14 protein-coding genes are annotated in these 16,085 nt (G+C 45.3%); 13 read left to right on the top strand and 1 reads right to left on the bottom strand.

The features are described 5' to 3' along the window. Positions 1-50 precede the first annotated feature (50 nt). The 5 genes from mutM to speD all read left to right on the top strand — a co-directional run bounded on the left by mutM (position 51) and on the right by speD (position 4,198). Positions 51-878, top strand: coding sequence for a DNA-formamidopyrimidine glycosylase (gene mutM / locus EBO34_RS10430; protein WP_122897976.1), 828 nt, complete (start codon positions 51-53; stop codon positions 876-878). A gap of 99 nt (positions 879-977) precedes the next feature. After that, positions 978-1,616, top strand: coding sequence for a sporulation membrane protein YtaF (gene ytaF / locus EBO34_RS10425; RefSeq protein ID WP_122897974.1), 639 nt, complete (start codon positions 978-980; stop codon positions 1,614-1,616). A gap of 71 nt (positions 1,617-1,687) precedes the next feature. Then, on the top strand, positions 1,688-2,281 hold the full coding sequence (gene coaE / locus EBO34_RS10420) for a dephospho-CoA kinase (RefSeq protein ID WP_122897972.1): 594 nt from the start codon (positions 1,688-1,690) through the stop codon (positions 2,279-2,281). 270 nt (positions 2,282-2,551) lie between these two features. Beyond that, complete coding sequence (locus EBO34_RS10415) at positions 2,552-3,577, top strand: glyceraldehyde-3-phosphate dehydrogenase (RefSeq protein ID WP_122897970.1); 1,026 nt, start codon at positions 2,552-2,554, stop codon at positions 3,575-3,577. 219 nt (positions 3,578-3,796) lie between these two features. Next, positions 3,797-4,198 (top strand): adenosylmethionine decarboxylase, encoded by a 402-nt coding sequence (speD, locus tag EBO34_RS10410; protein WP_122897968.1) that lies wholly within the window; start codon positions 3,797-3,799, stop codon positions 4,196-4,198. Positions 4,199-5,272: 1,074 nt separating this feature from the next. Here speD and EBO34_RS10405 read toward each other — a convergent pair. Further along, positions 5,273-5,539: a phage holin family protein gene (locus EBO34_RS10405; RefSeq protein ID WP_122897966.1), complete on the bottom strand. Its 267-nt coding sequence runs from the start codon at positions 5,537-5,539 to the stop codon at positions 5,273-5,275. 164 nt (positions 5,540-5,703) lie between these two features. Here EBO34_RS10405 and EBO34_RS10400 point away from each other — a divergent pair, with 164 nt between their 5' ends. From EBO34_RS10400 to thrS, 8 genes are all read left to right on the top strand, one after another. Beyond that, a complete protein-coding gene (locus EBO34_RS10400; protein WP_122897964.1) occupies positions 5,704-6,117 on the top strand; it encodes a DUF1499 domain-containing protein in 414 nt (137 codons plus the stop codon). Between the two features lie 27 nt (positions 6,118-6,144). Then, positions 6,145-6,615: a transcriptional regulator NrdR gene (nrdR, locus tag EBO34_RS10395; protein WP_122897962.1), complete on the top strand. Its 471-nt coding sequence runs from the start codon at positions 6,145-6,147 to the stop codon at positions 6,613-6,615. Positions 6,616-6,763: 148 nt separating this feature from the next. Next, a complete protein-coding gene (locus EBO34_RS10390) occupies positions 6,764-8,167 on the top strand; it encodes a replication initiation and membrane attachment family protein (protein ID WP_122897960.1) in 1,404 nt (467 codons plus the stop codon). Positions 8,168-8,179: 12 nt separating this feature from the next. Then, positions 8,180-9,124, top strand: coding sequence for a primosomal protein DnaI (gene dnaI / locus EBO34_RS10385; RefSeq protein ID WP_122897958.1), 945 nt, complete (start codon positions 8,180-8,182; stop codon positions 9,122-9,124). Between the two features lie 179 nt (positions 9,125-9,303). After that, a complete protein-coding gene (mqnC, locus tag EBO34_RS10380) occupies positions 9,304-10,410 on the top strand; it encodes a cyclic dehypoxanthinyl futalosine synthase (RefSeq protein WP_122897956.1) in 1,107 nt (368 codons plus the stop codon). 423 nt (positions 10,411-10,833) lie between these two features. Further along, positions 10,834-12,528, top strand: coding sequence for a M3 family oligoendopeptidase (locus EBO34_RS10375; RefSeq protein ID WP_122897954.1), 1,695 nt, complete (start codon positions 10,834-10,836; stop codon positions 12,526-12,528). Positions 12,529-12,676: 148 nt separating this feature from the next. After that, positions 12,677-13,537 (top strand): putative sporulation protein YtxC, encoded by an 861-nt coding sequence (locus EBO34_RS10370; protein ID WP_122897952.1) that lies wholly within the window; start codon positions 12,677-12,679, stop codon positions 13,535-13,537. A 391-nt stretch (positions 13,538-13,928) separates the two neighbouring features. Continuing rightward, positions 13,929-15,872, top strand: coding sequence for a threonine--tRNA ligase (gene thrS / locus EBO34_RS10365; protein ID WP_122897950.1), 1,944 nt, complete (start codon positions 13,929-13,931; stop codon positions 15,870-15,872). Positions 15,873-16,085: the final 213 nt, after the last annotated feature.

Genomic DNA, 16,085 nt, shown 5'->3' with positions numbered 1-16,085 from the left:
ATCTTATATTTTTTGAGGCACATTTAATATGAAACAAAGGATGAATGGTTATGCCTGAATTACCGGAAGTAGAGACTGTCAAGCGGACTCTTGAGCAGCTTGTTACAGGAAAGACAATTGAAGAAGTGGTTGTTTCCTGGCCCCGGATGGTAAAGCGTCCGGATGATGCGGGGGCTTTTGCTGATATGTTGAAAGGGGAAACGTTCCAAAGCATCGGACGACGGGGAAAATTCCTTCTTTTTCACCTCGATACATGGACACTCGTATCCCACCTCAGAATGGAAGGACGCTACGGACTTTTCCAAACTGATGAGGAAGTGGATAAGCACACCCATGTGCGGTTCAGGTTTAAGGACGGGGAAGAACTCAGATATCGTGACGTTCGGAAGTTCGGAACGATGCATCTGTTCGAGAGAGGAGAAGAACTTCAAAATCTGCCTCTGTCACATCTGGGAGTAGAACCGTTTACGGATGCTTTTACACCGGTACATTTGAGAGAAAAGCTTCTCCGCACCACAAGGTTTATTAAATCGGCGCTTCTGGACCAGACAGTGCTCGCGGGTCTTGGGAATATCTATGTGGACGAAGCTCTCTTTCTTGCAGGTATCCACCCTGAACGAAAAGCAAATACAATCACAGAAGAAGAAGCAGTAAAGCTTCACGGAGCTATTTACAAAACCCTTAAAGAAGCTGTGGAGCAGGGCGGATCATCCATCAAATCCTATGTAAACGGACAAGGTGAAATGGGGATGTTTCAGCAATCATTATTTGTCTACGGAAAGACCGGTCAAACCTGCAAAAAATGCGGTACAGAAGTGGAACGGTCAGTTGTAGGAGGGCGCGGCACTCATACATGCCCTGTCTGCCAGCCATCGTAGGCGGGGAGGGCTGATTGATTGTAAAATTCCTTCGTACATTGGATGGGCTCATGCCATATACTATCGTATCGATGGTTATGGGAAGGAGCTGCAATGGTAATGGTGGAATTACTCTCCCTGCTGCTACTGGCCTTTGCCGTAAGCTTAGACAGCTTTGGTGTTGGTCTGACATATGGATTAAGAAAAATGAAGTTACCAGCCAGGTCGCTCGTATTTATTGCTTTGTGTTCGGCAACGTCAATCTTACTTGCAATGACGATCGGTACAGCCATTGCAAGGGTCATGAGCCCGGGGATGGCTGAGACAATCGGAGGCTTTATCCTGATCCTGATCGGTGCATGGGCCCTTTACCAGATTTATAACCCTGCCAAAAAGGACCGGAAAACAAAAGAAGAACGGGAGTACATCTTTAACTTTGAAATTAAGAAACTGGGTATCGTCATTACCGTACTGAGAAAGCCGATGGTAGCTGACTTGGATAACTCGGGAACAATTACCGGACGGGAAGCATTTCTCCTTGGGCTGGCTCTTTCTCTGGATGCATTTGGTGCAGGCCTCGGGGCTGCGCTGATCGGTTTTTCACCAGTCATGATGGCTGTAAGCGTAGCATTTATGAGCGTATTCTGCCTCACACTCGGTATGAGGAGCGGCTATGTTTTTGCTGATGCAAAATGGATGAAGAGCCTTTCTTTTATTCCAGGTGTTGTTCTGATTGTCCTTGGTATCTGGAAACTATAAGAAGGCACTGAAAAGTTCGATCTTTAACTTTTTCCAATGCCTTCTATTATAGAGTGAGGTGTCAGGAGCAAATGATTATCGGACTAACAGGCGGCATCGCCAGTGGAAAAAGCACAGTCTCCCAAATGATGGGGGACTGGGAAATCCCTGTTGTCGATGCCGATGTCATTGCCCGGGAAGTCGTAGAGCCCGGGCATGAGGCATATGAAAAAATTGTACAGGCTTTTGGCAGAGGAGTGCTTCATGATGACGGCACTCTTCACAGGAAAAAGCTAGGGTCAATTATTTTTAATGATGAAGAGAAGCGAAAGAAGCTAAACAGCATTGTTCACCCGGCTGTCCGCGGTGAGATGAAAAAACAGCGTGACGATCTCCTTTCAGCCGGTCATCCCCATGTGGTTTTAGACATTCCGTTGCTGATTGAAAGTGAACTGGAGTATCTGGTTGACCGGACCCTGCTTGTTTACGTAGATGCCGGTACACAACTGAAGAGGCTGATGGCGAGGGACGCGTCCAGTGAGGATGATGCCAGAAGCAGGATTAACTCGCAGATGCCGTTGGATGAGAAAAAAACGCGTGTGGATGCGGTGATTGATAACAGCGGGACTGTGAAAGAAACGAGAAACGAACTTACCGGAGTCCTGAAAAGCTGGGGTATAGGGTAATAAAATTGACCGGGAGGGGTTCTTCCCGGTCTTTTTGTGCAGGAAACCGGCCAATCGATCAGGAAACCGGTCGATGTGACGGCGCGGAGAGGACAGTCCATCAGAGACTACCCATGCTCCATGATTTCAACCCTGACTCGGAATAGACAATCACCCATTCCGCAAAAATTTATTCGAAATTTCCGTCCTACTTGCATAATATATGTTATACTAAAATTGAAATTAATGTTGAATAGTATAACACATATACGATGGAAGGGGCCTTCTCAAATGACGACAATCGCAATCAACGGTTTTGGCCGAATCGGCAGAATGGTTTTCCGTAAAGCAGTGCTGGATACTAAACTATCAGTGGTGGCAATTAATGCATCCTACCCGGCAGAAACGCTGGCTCATCTTATTAAGCATGACACGGTCCACGGACCTTTTATGGGAGATGTAAAAGCTTTTGATGATCACTTAATTGTAAACGGTTCCAAAGTAAAACTACTTAATAATAGAGATCCGCTTGAACTTCCATGGAAGGAACTCGGCGTTGACATCGTTGTTGAAGCGACAGGGAAATTCAAAACGAAGGAAACCGCTTCCTACCACCTGGAAGCAGGTGCGAAAAAAGTTGTAATCACAGCACCGGGCAAAGATGAAGATATTACAATTGTATACGGAGTAAATGAAGACAAGTATGATCCGAAGCACCATGATATTATCTCAAATGCTTCGTGTACAACGAACTGTCTGGCTCCCGTAGCAAAGGTGTTAAATGAAGCTTTCGGTATTAAATCGGGAATGATGACAACGGTACACGCGTATACAAATGACCAGAAAAACATCGATAACCCGCATAAGGACCTTCGCCGTGCACGTGCATGCGGACAGTCCATTATTCCGACTACAACCGGTGCAGCTAAAGCCATTGCAAAGGTGCTTCCTGAACTGGAAGGGAAGTTGAACGGAATGGCACTTCGTGTACCAACCCCGAACGTTTCCCTTGTTGACCTTGTGGTGGACCTTGAAACCGATGTTACAGTGGAACAGGTGAACAATGTATTGAGAAACGCTGCTGATAATGAACTGTCCGGCATTCTCGGGTACACTGAAGACCCTCTTGTAAGTGTTGACTTTAACGGAAACGAGAACTCTTCAATTATCGATGGACTGTCAACGATGGTTCTAAACGACAGACAGGTAAAAGTACTTGCCTGGTACGATAACGAATGGGGTTATTCCTGCCGCGTTGTTAACCTGATCGAGCATGTTGGCGAAGCTCTTACCGCTCAATCTGAAGTGACTGCCTAAGAACCATTGGCGTTCCTTGATTTCTTTTCCACCCAAAAAACCATTGCAAAAAAAATGCAAAGGAAGTATACTATTTTTCGTGATCTTCGAATAAAAGCAATAGTAGGGATGATCGGTACTTAAGGGTTAGGACCTCTCTGGACTAACTTTCCCCCGTAGTGATCCATTCCTCCATGCTTAGTAAGGAAGGCATGAAACATAGTAAAGGGGGATTTCGGTATGGAAACCATGGGACGACACGTCATTTCAGAACTTTGGGAATGCAACATCGAAAAGCTGAATGACATGGGATTTATCGAAAAATTATTTGTAAATGCAGCACTTGAAGCAGGGGCAGAAGTACGGGAAGTGGCTTTTCACAAGTTTGCGCCACACGGTGTAAGCGGAGTTGTCATTATCAGTGAATCACACCTTACCATTCACAGTTTCCCGGAGCACGGATACGCAAGTATTGACGTATATACGTGTGGAGACAGAATTGACCCGAATATTGCTTCAAATTACATTGCGGAACACCTGGATGCTAAACTAACAGAGGCAGTAGAAGTTCCCCGGGGCATGGGACCGATTAAAGTCGGCGAACCACGCACGGAAAGAGCCTTATCTGCAACGACTAACTAATATAGAATACTTCCTTGGCCGGACGGCTTCGGAAGTATTTTTTATTTAACCTTGAAATCTTGAAACGATGAAGAGGGTGGCTTGGTTGAACGGAATACGCTCCCTTTCAGCGGATTCGCACCGAGCCTCCTCAGGGATTTGCCCTTGCGGGGTCTCTCTCACACTTCCGCAGGAGTCTCACGTATTCTGTTCAACTCCGCAAAAAAAGGCGTTGAGAACCAGAGGATAAAGAAACCTTACCGAAAAAAACCGCATGCCTATTTCGTACGTCATGGGGGATGGGAGTCTTTTATCGTAAGACAGTTTTTCTTAACCTGTTCAAATTGTCGAGAAACCTATATACCTAAGCTTGTGTTTCTCGCTTCTATAAAAGAGGATAGTTGTTTTCACAAACACTTTTGCAGCGATGAAATAGGAATGCAGCCGGAATGTCCGAAGACTCCTGCAGTAGTGTAGTAGGGGCCAGGCAAGACCCCGCAAAGCATAGGAGGCCACTGAAAAAGTCAAAATCTGATAATAATGTCACAACCTTAGGGCTCTGAATGTAACCTGAATTGGTTTTGATTTTTTGAAGTGCTAAAGGTCGTGGGCGTTATAAAAAAGTGTTGATTGCAGCGAATGAGCGACACTCCTGTGGAAAAGCGAGTTCCGGGAAGACCTGGTCAAGCACAAGCACTGCTCTATGAATAAGATTCGAGTTGCTTCGACGCATAAAGCTTCAGAGCTTAGCCGGCAGAGGGAGAAGCAGCATGCTGGGAGGCTCCCGAACCGCCCGCGGAAAGTGCAATGAGCGTAGATCAACACCTAACTTTTCTGAGCCAATTTAAAAGAAAATGGACTTTTTCAATGCTTCGCTTAGCTCGAGGAGGTACCACCGCGGAAAACGAAGGATATGCAAGCGGGATCAACAGTCTATATCACTAAGAAGAACATTTTTTCAACAGCCAGGATATTTTTTTTCTTCATCTTAATTCTCTGGACTAAAGAAGTGAAAATAGCAACAATCTATTCATAAAACGGCGTTAAATAAAGAGGGCGACTCATCAGACTGATGGACCGCTCTCTTTTTTACTTTCATTGTTCCTTTCTCCCGCCTGCCCTTCTCGTCTGTTTAATAAGCTGATGACCGAAAACAGCTGCACCGGTAACAAGCACTCCCTGTATTACAGCTTGCATGGAGAAGCCTATGAGATAAGTTGTAAATACAATTCCCAGACCAAGCAGCAGGTAGGGGATGAGCCAGTCCGGAACCCGGGGCGTTTGTTTAATGATCTTTCCAATAATCATCAAAACCGGAATCAGGATCAGTGCTTCATCTACGATAAACTGAAGAAAATCCATATCTACACCTCGCTTTCTTTATTTATAAGCAAGCCCTTTCATTTCATGACAAACCACAATTGAATAAAGACCAAAATTACCGACAGAAATCGCATCAATTTTCCGGAAATATTGAACATGCTGTTATTTCCTGCTATTCTTAAAGTGCTAAGGTGGGATGAATAATGGGATTTAGAGATACTATTCAAAAATACATAAGCACACATACGGAAACACGGGAAAAGCACCCGGATGAAAAGCTGCAGACGCATTATTACAAATCCTCGAAGGATAAAGTAATGAAAGAAGTTCAGGCAATGATTAACCAGCGCCAGGGGCTAAAAGTCCAGTCCGTGTCTGAAGAACGGGGAGAAATTATTGTAAGGGCCGATTCAGGGAAGAAAATCTTCCTTGTGGCAACTGTTATTATGGTAAGGCCATACCGGACGGCTGTCGATTTTTCTGTAACGACTGAAACAGTACTGCCGGTGGATTTCGGCTACAGCAGAAAACTGATCTACGAATTGTATAAAAGTTTAAACGGCCGCCTGACATTTGTCGGTGCAGGTTTAGGTGATAATTTAACGCAAGGGTTTTAACCGGGCGACAGGAATGGAGAAGATAATATGAGATGTCCAAGCTGTCAGAATAACGGAACACGTGTGTTGGATTCCCGCCCGAGTGATGAAGGCCGCTCCATTCGGAGGCGCCGGGAATGTGAATCCTGCAGTTACCGCTACACGACATTTGAAAGGGTGGAAAAAACGCCGCTTATTGTTGTGAAAAAAGATGGTAACAGGGAAGAATTCTCAAGAGAAAAAATCTTAAGAGGGTTGATCCGGGCATGTGAAAAGCGCCCTGTACCCCTTGAAAAGCTGGAGAATGTCGTAGACGAAGTTGAGCGTGAGCTTAGAAACCATGGCATTTCTGAGATCGACAGTCATGATATCGGTGAACAGGTTATGGAGCGCCTGGCTGCCATTGATGATGTAGCCTATGTTAGGTTTGCTTCAGTTTACCGTCAGTTTAAGGATATCAATGTATTTGTTGATGAACTGAAAGAGTTGTTAAAGAGAGCAGATAATAAAGATTCATAATCGTGAAAAGGGCTTCCGTCCGGCGGGAAAGAAGCTCTTTTTTTCGTTTTGGAGAAGGTTACAATTCCCTGACTCCATTCGATAGAGCAAAGAGAAGGACTTTGGTACAATAGGGAAAGATACTTTGGAAATAAGGGGAATACGGGTCATGCACTGGAAAGAACTTTTACCCATCGATCGTTACCGTGTACAAATGAAAGACAAACTTCATGATACAGACCGGGATGCCCTGACGCTGCTTTATCAGCCCCTGATCGGCGCTCTTGCCTACAGCCTTTATCTGACGCTCTGGACAGAAGCGGAGCATTCGGCTGGAGAGGAAAAACAGCACCAGACGTTGATCGTCCTTACAGGACAGCCTCTGAACGAATTGTTTAACGAGCGGAAAAAGCTCGAAGCCATGGGGCTTATGTCAACCTACCGGAAAAAAGACGCTGAAGAAGTGGTATATATCTATGATTTGAAAAAGCCCCTTACACCCGATGCTTTTTTCAGAGACGATGTCCTCAGTGTGTTTTTGTATAACAGGCTTGGAAAAGAGCAATACAGACGGATCAGGGACCGCTTTTCTCTTGAAAGACAGGATATTACGGAAACTGAAGATGTCACCCGCTCCTTTGATCACGTATTTCAGTCACTGCATCAGTCAGAGATGATCTCCTACAGTGAGGAGCTGGAAGTAAACGATCAGACCCTTCGCGGTGAAAAAGAGAAAGGGAATGCTTACCGGTTTGAAGGGACTGACTTTGATTTCAGTCTGATGCTTGCGGATCTCCCGCCATTCATTAATAAAAAAGTGCTGGAAAAGCCTGCAGTAAAACGTACGCTCTCCCAACTGGCCTTTGTATATAAAGTAGAACCTATTGAAATGAGCAAGTTTGTGCAGGATACAATGATCCATGAAGACGAGCTTGATACGGAAGAACTGAGGAAGCTGATTCAACGGCGGTACCGGATGATTTACAGCCAGGATCCACCGAGCCTTGCACTGCGAAAGCAGCCGGGTCATCTTGTTTCACAGACAGAGGAACCAGTGAGTGAAGAAGAAAAAATGATCCGTTATTACGAAACGACCTCTCCAATGGAAATGCTTGAAAACCGGAGTGCAGGGGCAAAGGTGCCTCCGGCAGATATGAAGATTGTTGAAAACCTTATGCTCGACTATCATCTTCACCCGGGTGTTGTAAATGTTCTCATTGACTACATTCTGATGGTGAACGATATGAAGCTTACAAAAGGGTTTGCCGATAAAATTGCCGGCCAGTGGAGCCGTAAAAATATTACGACCGTTAAACAAGCAATGGTGATTGCAAGGCAGGAGCATAAAAACCGGAAAGAAGCAGCGGAGAAGCAAGGGTTTGGCGGAAAGCGTCAAAATAAAAGCCAGTCTAAGCAGGTAAGAAAAGAAAGGCTGCCAAAATGGCTTGCTGAGGAAAAAGAACAGGTTGAAGGAAAGCAGAAGACCAGTCAAAAACAACCTGAAGAGGATCTGGACCGGGAAAAAGAAGAGCTTGCCAGACTGATGCAGCAATATGAGAAAAATAAAAAGTAGGGAGGGATACAGATGGAACCAATCGGAAGATCCATTCGTAAGCTGAGCGGCGGAAATTTTGAAAAACGCCTTGAGGCATTAATGCAGGAAGTTCTTGAAGATAGCAGAATTCAGGCGTTTCTGTCTAAACAGAACGGCCTGACAGAAGCGCAGATAGAAAGACATCTAAATGACTTATTTCAATATAAAAAGGAATGGGCCAACTGTGACCGGTGTCCGGGCCTTGAAAACTGCCCGAATCTGATGCAGGGCTATCAGCCGGAACTGAAAATGTACCGGGACGATATTCAGGTATCCTATCATCCGTGTCCTCTTAAGAAAAAATCCGATGAGCGAAAGCGTCAGGCTTCCTTTATTAAAAGTCTGTATATTCCTAAAGAAATTGTCGCTGTTACCTTTAAGGATATCGATCAGGATAATGCGTCAAGAGTCACCGCCATTAAAAAAGCCCTCCAGTTTTCCCAGGAAACAAAGCCGGGAGAAGACGGAAAGGGCCTCTATATTACAGGTTCCTTTGGTGTTGGGAAAACCTACTTGATGGGGGCGGTGAGTAATGCTCTTGCAGAGCGGGAAATCGAATCCATGATTATTTACACACCTGATTTTTTCCGGGAACTGAAGCAGGGAATTACGGACGGAAGCTATCAGGATAAATTGGAGACGGTCAAGCGTGTTCCGGTATTGATTCTTGATGATATCGGAGCGGAAACGATGAGTGCCTGGGTACGTGACGATATTCTGGGAGCTCTTCTACAATACAGAATGATGGAGAAGCTGCCTACCGTATTTACCTCGAACTACGATCTTGATGAACTGGAAACCCATCTGACATATACAAACCGTGGTGGCGTTGAGAACATTGAAGTGCTGAAAGCGAAGAGGATTATGGAGCGGATCCGGCACCTGAATGAAGAAATCGCAATGAAAGGCACGAACCGTCGGACGTATAATGCGTAAGGAAAAGGTACGGGTGTGAGCCTGGCTTTTTCCTGTTTATTTCATCCTTTTCTATGTTACGATAGGATGGAGAGATTAACGGGAAGCGAAAGATATCCGTTATTCTTTTGTATGCGGGGCAAGTTTTCCATTTTAATAGATTCATAAACATAAGCTTAGTCAGGATGGGGGATATATACATGAGTGTGGATCACATCTTAGAACGGGCACGGTCTGGTGAGCGCATTTCAGTTGAAGATGCGATTGAACTTTACGAAAGTAATGAAGTGGAAAAAATCGGAGCCGTTGCCAATGAAATGATGCAGAAGTGGCATCCGGAACCGATTACGACATTTGTTATCGGACGCAATATTAATTATACAAATTTCTGTGACACATACTGCCGATTCTGTGCTTTCTATCGTCCGCCGGGACATGAAGACGGCTATGTACTGGACAATGACGTGATTTTCCAGAAAATCCAGGAAACAAAAGATGTAGAAGGTACAGAAATTCTGATGCAGGGGGGAACAAACCCTGATCTTCCTTTCAGCTACTACACGGATCTTCTAAAAGAGATCAAAAAACGTTTTGATATTACGATGCACTCCTTTTCCCCGGCTGAGATCTGGAAGATGGTTGAAGTCTCAGGTCTGTCACTGGAAGAAGTGTTAACTGAACTTCATGAAGCCGGTCTGGATTCCCTGCCAGGCGGAGGGGCTGAAATTCTCGACAACCGAACCCGAAAGCGGATCAGCCGCTTAAAAGGAACATGGGAAGAGTGGATCGAGTGTATGAAGACGGCCAAAAAAGTCGGCATGCACGGAACAGCCACCATGGTTATCGGATTTGGGGAAACCATGGAAGAGCGGGCCCTTCACTTAAAGCGTGTTCGTGATGCCCAGGACGAAACGAACTGTTTCCTTGCTTTTATTCCATGGACGTTCCAGCCTGACAATACGAACATGAAGGCAGAGAAGGTTACTCCTGAAGAGTATTTGAAAAACCTGGCTATTTCAAGAATTTTCCTTGATAACGTTCCAAACTTCCAATCATCATGGGTTACGATGGGGCCTGAAGTAGGGAAAAAATCACTCACTTACGGATGTAATGATTTCGGAAGTACGATGATTGAGGAAAACGTAGTATCTGCAGCAGGTGCAACGCACAAAGTGGATACCAACCTGATTCTCCGTCTGATTCGTGAAGCGGGTAAAACCCCTGCCCAGCGTGATACAAAGTACAACACCCTCAGAGTGTTCGAAGGCGACGAGCAGGCGGAAAAAGACTTCATTATGCAAAACTAAACAATAAAACAGTTAAACTCCGGGAGCCGTATCAGGCTTCCGGAGTTTTTTAGGCTTTATAAACTCAGATGTTGATTTCCGCTCATTGCACCGCGGGCGGCTCGATCCTCAGCGCTGCGCACTTGCGGGGTCTCCCCGGCACCCGTTCCTCCCGCAGGAGTGTCGCGCATTCGCTCCAATCAACATTTTAATAAACTAACAGCTCTTTAACCCAGAGACCATTGCACCTCCGCTTGTTTCACCGAAGCTAAATAAATCCTTTAAATTTCCTTTATTAATATGGATTCTCACTTTGGTCCCCTCCTCTTTGATGTAATGTCTGTGTGAAACCGGAACCAACATCGTTTTCAGAATTAGAGGATTCAGTACCCCCCATCACGAAATTGTTAAAGGTATGCAACCATAACGGGAAGGATTGATCTTATGAAATTTAATGATATGACGTATACTCGCCCTGATGTAAAAAAAGTAGAGCAGCAATTTGAACAACTGTTGAAATCTTTTAAGGAATCATCAAGCTTTGAAGAACAGAGTGAGTCGCTGGCAGCCATTAACAAGCTCCGGAGTGAGGTGGACACTCAATGTTCTCTTGTGTACATTCGTCACTCTATTGATACGAACGATGAATTTTATAAAAAGGAACAAGACTACATAGATGAAATTTCCCCTGTCCTTCAGGGCTATTCGACCAACGTATACCGGGAACTTGTGAATGCGAAATTCAGAAGCGGTCTCGAAAAGAAGTGGGGAAAGCAGCTTTTCCGGCTGGCTGAAATGTCATTAAAAACGTTTGATGAAGCGGTTATTGAAGACTTGCAAAAAGAGAATAAGCTTATTACAGAGTACAATCAGATTATTGCATCAGCTAAAATTGACTTTGAAGGGGAAGAGCGAACGCTGTCCCAGCTTACTCCTTTTGAAATGAACACGGACCGCAAAGTGAGAGAGGCTGCTGCAAAAGCGCGCTACGGATTTATGAGTGAGAACGAAGAAAACTTTGACCGTATTTATGATGAACTTGTAAAAGTGAGAACGAAGATTGCAAAGAAGCTGGGCTTCGAGAACTTTGTGGAGCTTGGTTATGCAAGAATGAGCCGGACCGATTACGACAAGAACATGGTTGCCAGGTTCCGCGATCAGGTAGCTGAACACATTGTACCTCTTGCTGTGAAGTTAAGAGAACGGCAGCAAAACCGGATTGGTGTTGACACACTCAAGTATTATGATGAACCGTTTAGTTTTAAATCCGGAAACGCAACACCAAAAGGAGACGCTGAATGGATCATTGCGAATGGTGAGAAAATGTACGCGCAATTATCTCCTGAGACGAAGGAATTTTACCATTTTATGCAGGAAAATGATCTGATGGATCTCCTCAGTAAAAAAGGGAAGCAGGGCGGAGGATATTGTGCATACCTGAGTGAATATCAGGCACCGTTTATCTTTGCCAATTTTAACGGCACTTCAGGAGACATTGATGTTCTTACACATGAGGCAGGACATGCGTTTCAGGGGTTTGAAAGCCGGCATTATTCTGTACCGGAATACAATTTTCCGACAATGGAAGCAGCAGAAATTCATTCCATGAGCATGGAATTTTTCACCTGGCCATGGATGGAGTCGTTCTTCAAAGAGGACGTAGAGAAGTACAAATTTGAACATTTGTCATCCGGTCTGTTATTTATCCCATACGGTGTGACGGTTGATGAATTTCAGCATTTTGTTTATGAAAACCCTGAGGCGACGCCGAAGGAACGAAAGGAAGCCTGGCGTAGGATTGAACAGAAATACCTTCCTCACCGTGATTACGGGGATAACAGCTATTTAGAGAACGGCGGCTACTGGCAGCGCCAGGGGCATATTTTTCAGGGGCCGTTTTATTATATCGACTATACACTTGCTCAAATTTGTGCGTTTCAGTTTTGGAAAAACATGAAAAACGACTGGGATCGTGCATGGAATGATTATTTATCCTTATGTAAGGCCGGAGGAAGTCAGTCCTTTACTTCCCTTGTAAACGAAGCCGGTTTACTTTCCCCGTTTGAGGACGGCACAGTAAATGCAGTCATTGGTGACATAGAAGCGTACCTGAACAGCGTGGATGATACGAAGCTGTAAGCAATAAACGGACAAAAGTCAAAACAGGTAAACATAAAATGAGGACAGCCCCATATATATGTACTAGATGTTTGCAAAGAGTTGAAGAAGCATAGCAGGTAAACGCCCAAGACCCTCAACTCAATTGCACGTTTGGGAGGGGCTGCCGTTGGTAACGATCGAGTTTGAAGTTAGTCAGCAATGCCGGAATTGTCACGAGCAATTGACAACGTCACTATGTACTTTCGATAAGTTGAATGAAGATATTTCACTTTCTAAAAATGATGATGATACCTGCGTGTCCATTACATTTCACAACCATAATGAGGAGAGGCTGTCACTTGCCTTTTCCACGGTCAGTGCAGTAATGACGAATTTCACACTGAAGCATTATCTAACTTCCTGGCTTGAAACGGTCGTTCGGGACCGGTTTTATTTTCAGGGAACGGAAGAAGTTGAAGATATTGTTGCTCTGACAAGGGAAATCATTAGTGGTGAGCATGAGGATCTTCATCTGGACTTTGGAATGAACGAGCTTCAACGAGAGCTTTATCTCCTGTTTCGGGGCATGATTGAAGAGACGGAAAGCTTTTCTTTTGAGTCCTTCCTTCAATTCAGACTTCGGAATATGAAAAAGGACTTAACAGAAGCTGTGGAAATTGCGATTGACGAGTATAAGATGGAGCAGGACTATCAGCTGATGGTCGAATCCTGCAGACAGTATCTTGTCCAAAAGCCACCGCTGTATTCAGAGGTTCACGTGGTACTCAACGATACCCCTGTGTCCATGTATGATACAGACGGAGAGCGCTTTACACTGCCCCATATATTGAGGATGCTGGACGATGAGGTTGCGTTTGACGGATCACTTCCTGTTTCAGAGCGGATCATCAGTCCTCTTGTGAGTATGGCCCCTGAACGTGTGTATCTTTATTCTGACGAAGGCCAGGCAAATATTCTCCGCACACTGCTCGCTATTTTTCAGGAAAGAATCTGTATTTGTGAGGAGCCGTACCCGGAACATGAATGAAAACGGACAATCGTGGATAAGATGATAAAACCTCATAATCTGCTGTTGCATTTCGGATGACGGGTGATTATAATACGTAACATAAGGACTTACGAAAAACAAAAGTTACGATGAGGACACGATCCGTTTTTACAGCTCATAAGAGAAGGAAGTCACCGGCTGAAAGCTTCCAGGGTGTTGAAAAACAGGGTTACCACCTCTGAACTTCAATAGGGAACGGTATACACCTATTAACTATTGACGGCCACCCCGTTACCGATAAAATGAAGCTGAAAGCGTGAAGTGTGCTTTCAGGAATCAGGGTGGAACCACGGGTATATAAATGACAGCACTCGTCCCTTTATTGGGACGGGTGTTTTTTGTATTTCTAAAACTAAAGGAGTGACACACCATGGCAGAAGTTAACCAAGCAATTGTACTGGCGTTTCCGGATGGAAAAGAGAAGGAGTTTCCACAAGGGACGACAACAGAAGATGTAGCTGCTTCCATCAGCCCGGGGCTTAAGAAAAAAGCTGTGGCGGGAAAACTCGACGGCAGTCCGATCGACCTAAAAGCCCCGATTACCCAGTCCGGAAATATTGAAATTGTGACACTCGACAGTGACGACGGTCTGGAAATACTCCGTCACAGTTCAGCACACCTTCTTGCACAGGCAGTAAAGCGCCTGTTTGACAATGTAAAACTGGGAGTAGGGCCAGTCATTGAAGGCGGTTTTTACTACGACATCGATATGGAGCACACACTGACTCCGGAAGATCTTCCGAAGATCGAAAAGGAAATGAAGCGTATTGCAGACGAAAACCTTGCTATCGAGCGTAAGGAAGTCAGCCGTGAAGAAGCGGTCCGCCGCTACGAAGAAATCGGTGACGACCTGAAGCTTGAGCTACTTAAGGATATTCCTGAAGGGGAAAAAATCAGCATCTATGAGCAGGGAGAATTCTTTGACCTTTGCCGGGGCGTTCACCTTCCGTCTACCGGGAAAATCAAGAAATTCAAGCTTATGACAATCAACGGTGCTTACTGGCGCGGGGACAGTAAAAACAAAATGCTTCAGCGTATTTACGGAACTGCGTTTGAAAAACAGGGGCAGCTTGATGAGCACCTGAAGATGCTTGAAGAAGCAAAAGAGCGTGATCACCGTAAGCTGGGTAAAGAACTTGGAATCTTTACAGTAAACCAAAAAGTAGGTCAGGGACTTCCACTCTGGCTTCCAAAAGGAGCAACAATCCGCCGCACTGTAGAGCGCTACATCGTTGATCTTGAAGAAAAGCTTGGCTACGATCACGTGTATACGCCGGTATTAGGAAGCTCCGAGCTTTACAAAACATCCGGTCATTGGGATCACTATCAGGATGACATGTTCCCTTCCATGAAGATGGATAACGAAGAGCTCGTTCTTCGTCCGATGAACTGTCCTCACCATATGATGGTTTACAAGCATCAGAAGTACAGCTACCGCAATTTACCGGTACGTATCGCTGAGCTTGGTACAATGCACCGTCACGAAATGAGTGGTGCTCTTGCGGGGCTTCAGCGTGTTCGTGCCATGACACTCAACGATGCTCACATCTTCTGCCGTCCCGATCAAATGAAAGAAGAGTTCATCCGTGTAGTGGAACTCATTCAGAACGTTTACCGTGACTTTGGCATCGACAACTACTACTTCCGCCTCTCCTACCGCGATCCGGCAGATACTGAGAAGTATGTAGACAACGATGAAATGTGGGAAAAAGCACAGGCACTCTTAAAAGAAGCCATGGACGATATGAAAGTAGAGTACGTGGAAGCCGAAGGAGAAGCGGCTTTCTACGGTCCGAAGCTTGACGTACAGGTGAAGACAGCGCTTGGAAAAGACGAGACACTCTCAACTGTTCAGCTCGACTTCCACCTGCCGGAACGCTTTGACCTCACTTACGTAGGGGACGATGGAAACGAGCATCGCCCGGTTGTTATCCACCGTGGTGTTGTATCTACCATGGAACGGTTTGTGGCATTCCTTCTTGAAGAGTACAAAGGTGCCCTTCCGGTATGGCTTTCACCGGTACAGGTTCAGCTGATAGGTGTAAGTGACGTTCACGACGAATACGTCCGCAAAGTGGAAGACAAGCTTCGTGAAGCCGGAGCCCGCGTACACGTGGACGGCCGGAACGAAAAGCTCGGCTATAAAATCCGTGAAGCACAGATGCAAAAAATTCCGTACCTCCTCGTTCTTGGGGATAAAGAGATCGAGTCGGGCAGTGTAAACGTACGCCGCTACGGACAAAAGGAAACACAAGTTGTCGGCCTCGACGAGTTCGTTGATCAAATTCAACAGGATATTCGAGAACGCCGTTAAGGTATTCAGGCTCAGAAGGGAGAAGATCCCTTCTGGTTTTTTTTCGGTGGTGATGGGAGAGGGGGTTTGCCCCATAGCCGTCAAGTTAAGCAGAACTTAGAAACTTACTTTCCTCTGGTAATTTAGACATGACAAAGAAGCTTCTTTTTGGAAGATTTTTTGAACTTAAATAAATTCCGCTACAGGCGGACGCTTTCCGCGGGCATCGCTTCA

Source organism: Alteribacter keqinensis (genome assembly GCF_003710255.1).
Classification (GTDB): domain Bacteria; phylum Bacillota; class Bacilli; order Bacillales; family Salisediminibacteriaceae; genus Alteribacter; species Alteribacter keqinensis.
The sequence above is the reverse complement of the archived record's forward strand: the minus strand, read 5'-3'. Positions and strand labels throughout refer to the sequence as shown.

What these genes read in the sequence shown, in the direction of transcription:
- mutM (WP_122897976.1), top strand. Translation starts at nt 51, where the DNA reads ATGCCTGAATTACCGGAAGTAGAGACTGTCAAGCGGACTCTTGAGCAG.
- ytaF (WP_122897974.1), top strand. Translation starts at nt 978, where the DNA reads ATGGTGGAATTACTCTCCCTGCTGCTACTGGCCTTTGCCGTAAGCTTA.
- coaE (WP_122897972.1), top strand. Translation starts at nt 1,688, where the DNA reads ATGATTATCGGACTAACAGGCGGCATCGCCAGTGGAAAAAGCACAGTC.
- EBO34_RS10415 (WP_122897970.1), top strand. Translation starts at nt 2,552, where the DNA reads ATGACGACAATCGCAATCAACGGTTTTGGCCGAATCGGCAGAATGGTT.
- speD (WP_122897968.1), top strand. Translation starts at nt 3,797, where the DNA reads ATGGAAACCATGGGACGACACGTCATTTCAGAACTTTGGGAATGCAAC.
- EBO34_RS10405 (WP_122897966.1), bottom strand. Translation starts at nt 5,539, where the DNA reads ATGGATTTTCTTCAGTTTATCGTAGATGAAGCACTGATCCTGATTCCG.
- EBO34_RS10400 (WP_122897964.1), top strand. Translation starts at nt 5,704, where the DNA reads ATGGGATTTAGAGATACTATTCAAAAATACATAAGCACACATACGGAA.
- nrdR (WP_122897962.1), top strand. Translation starts at nt 6,145, where the DNA reads ATGAGATGTCCAAGCTGTCAGAATAACGGAACACGTGTGTTGGATTCC.
- EBO34_RS10390 (WP_122897960.1), top strand. Translation starts at nt 6,764, where the DNA reads ATGCACTGGAAAGAACTTTTACCCATCGATCGTTACCGTGTACAAATG.
- dnaI (WP_122897958.1), top strand. Translation starts at nt 8,180, where the DNA reads ATGGAACCAATCGGAAGATCCATTCGTAAGCTGAGCGGCGGAAATTTT.
- mqnC (WP_122897956.1), top strand. Translation starts at nt 9,304, where the DNA reads ATGAGTGTGGATCACATCTTAGAACGGGCACGGTCTGGTGAGCGCATT.
- EBO34_RS10375 (WP_122897954.1), top strand. Translation starts at nt 10,834, where the DNA reads ATGAAATTTAATGATATGACGTATACTCGCCCTGATGTAAAAAAAGTA.
- thrS (WP_122897950.1), top strand. Translation starts at nt 13,929, where the DNA reads ATGGCAGAAGTTAACCAAGCAATTGTACTGGCGTTTCCGGATGGAAAA.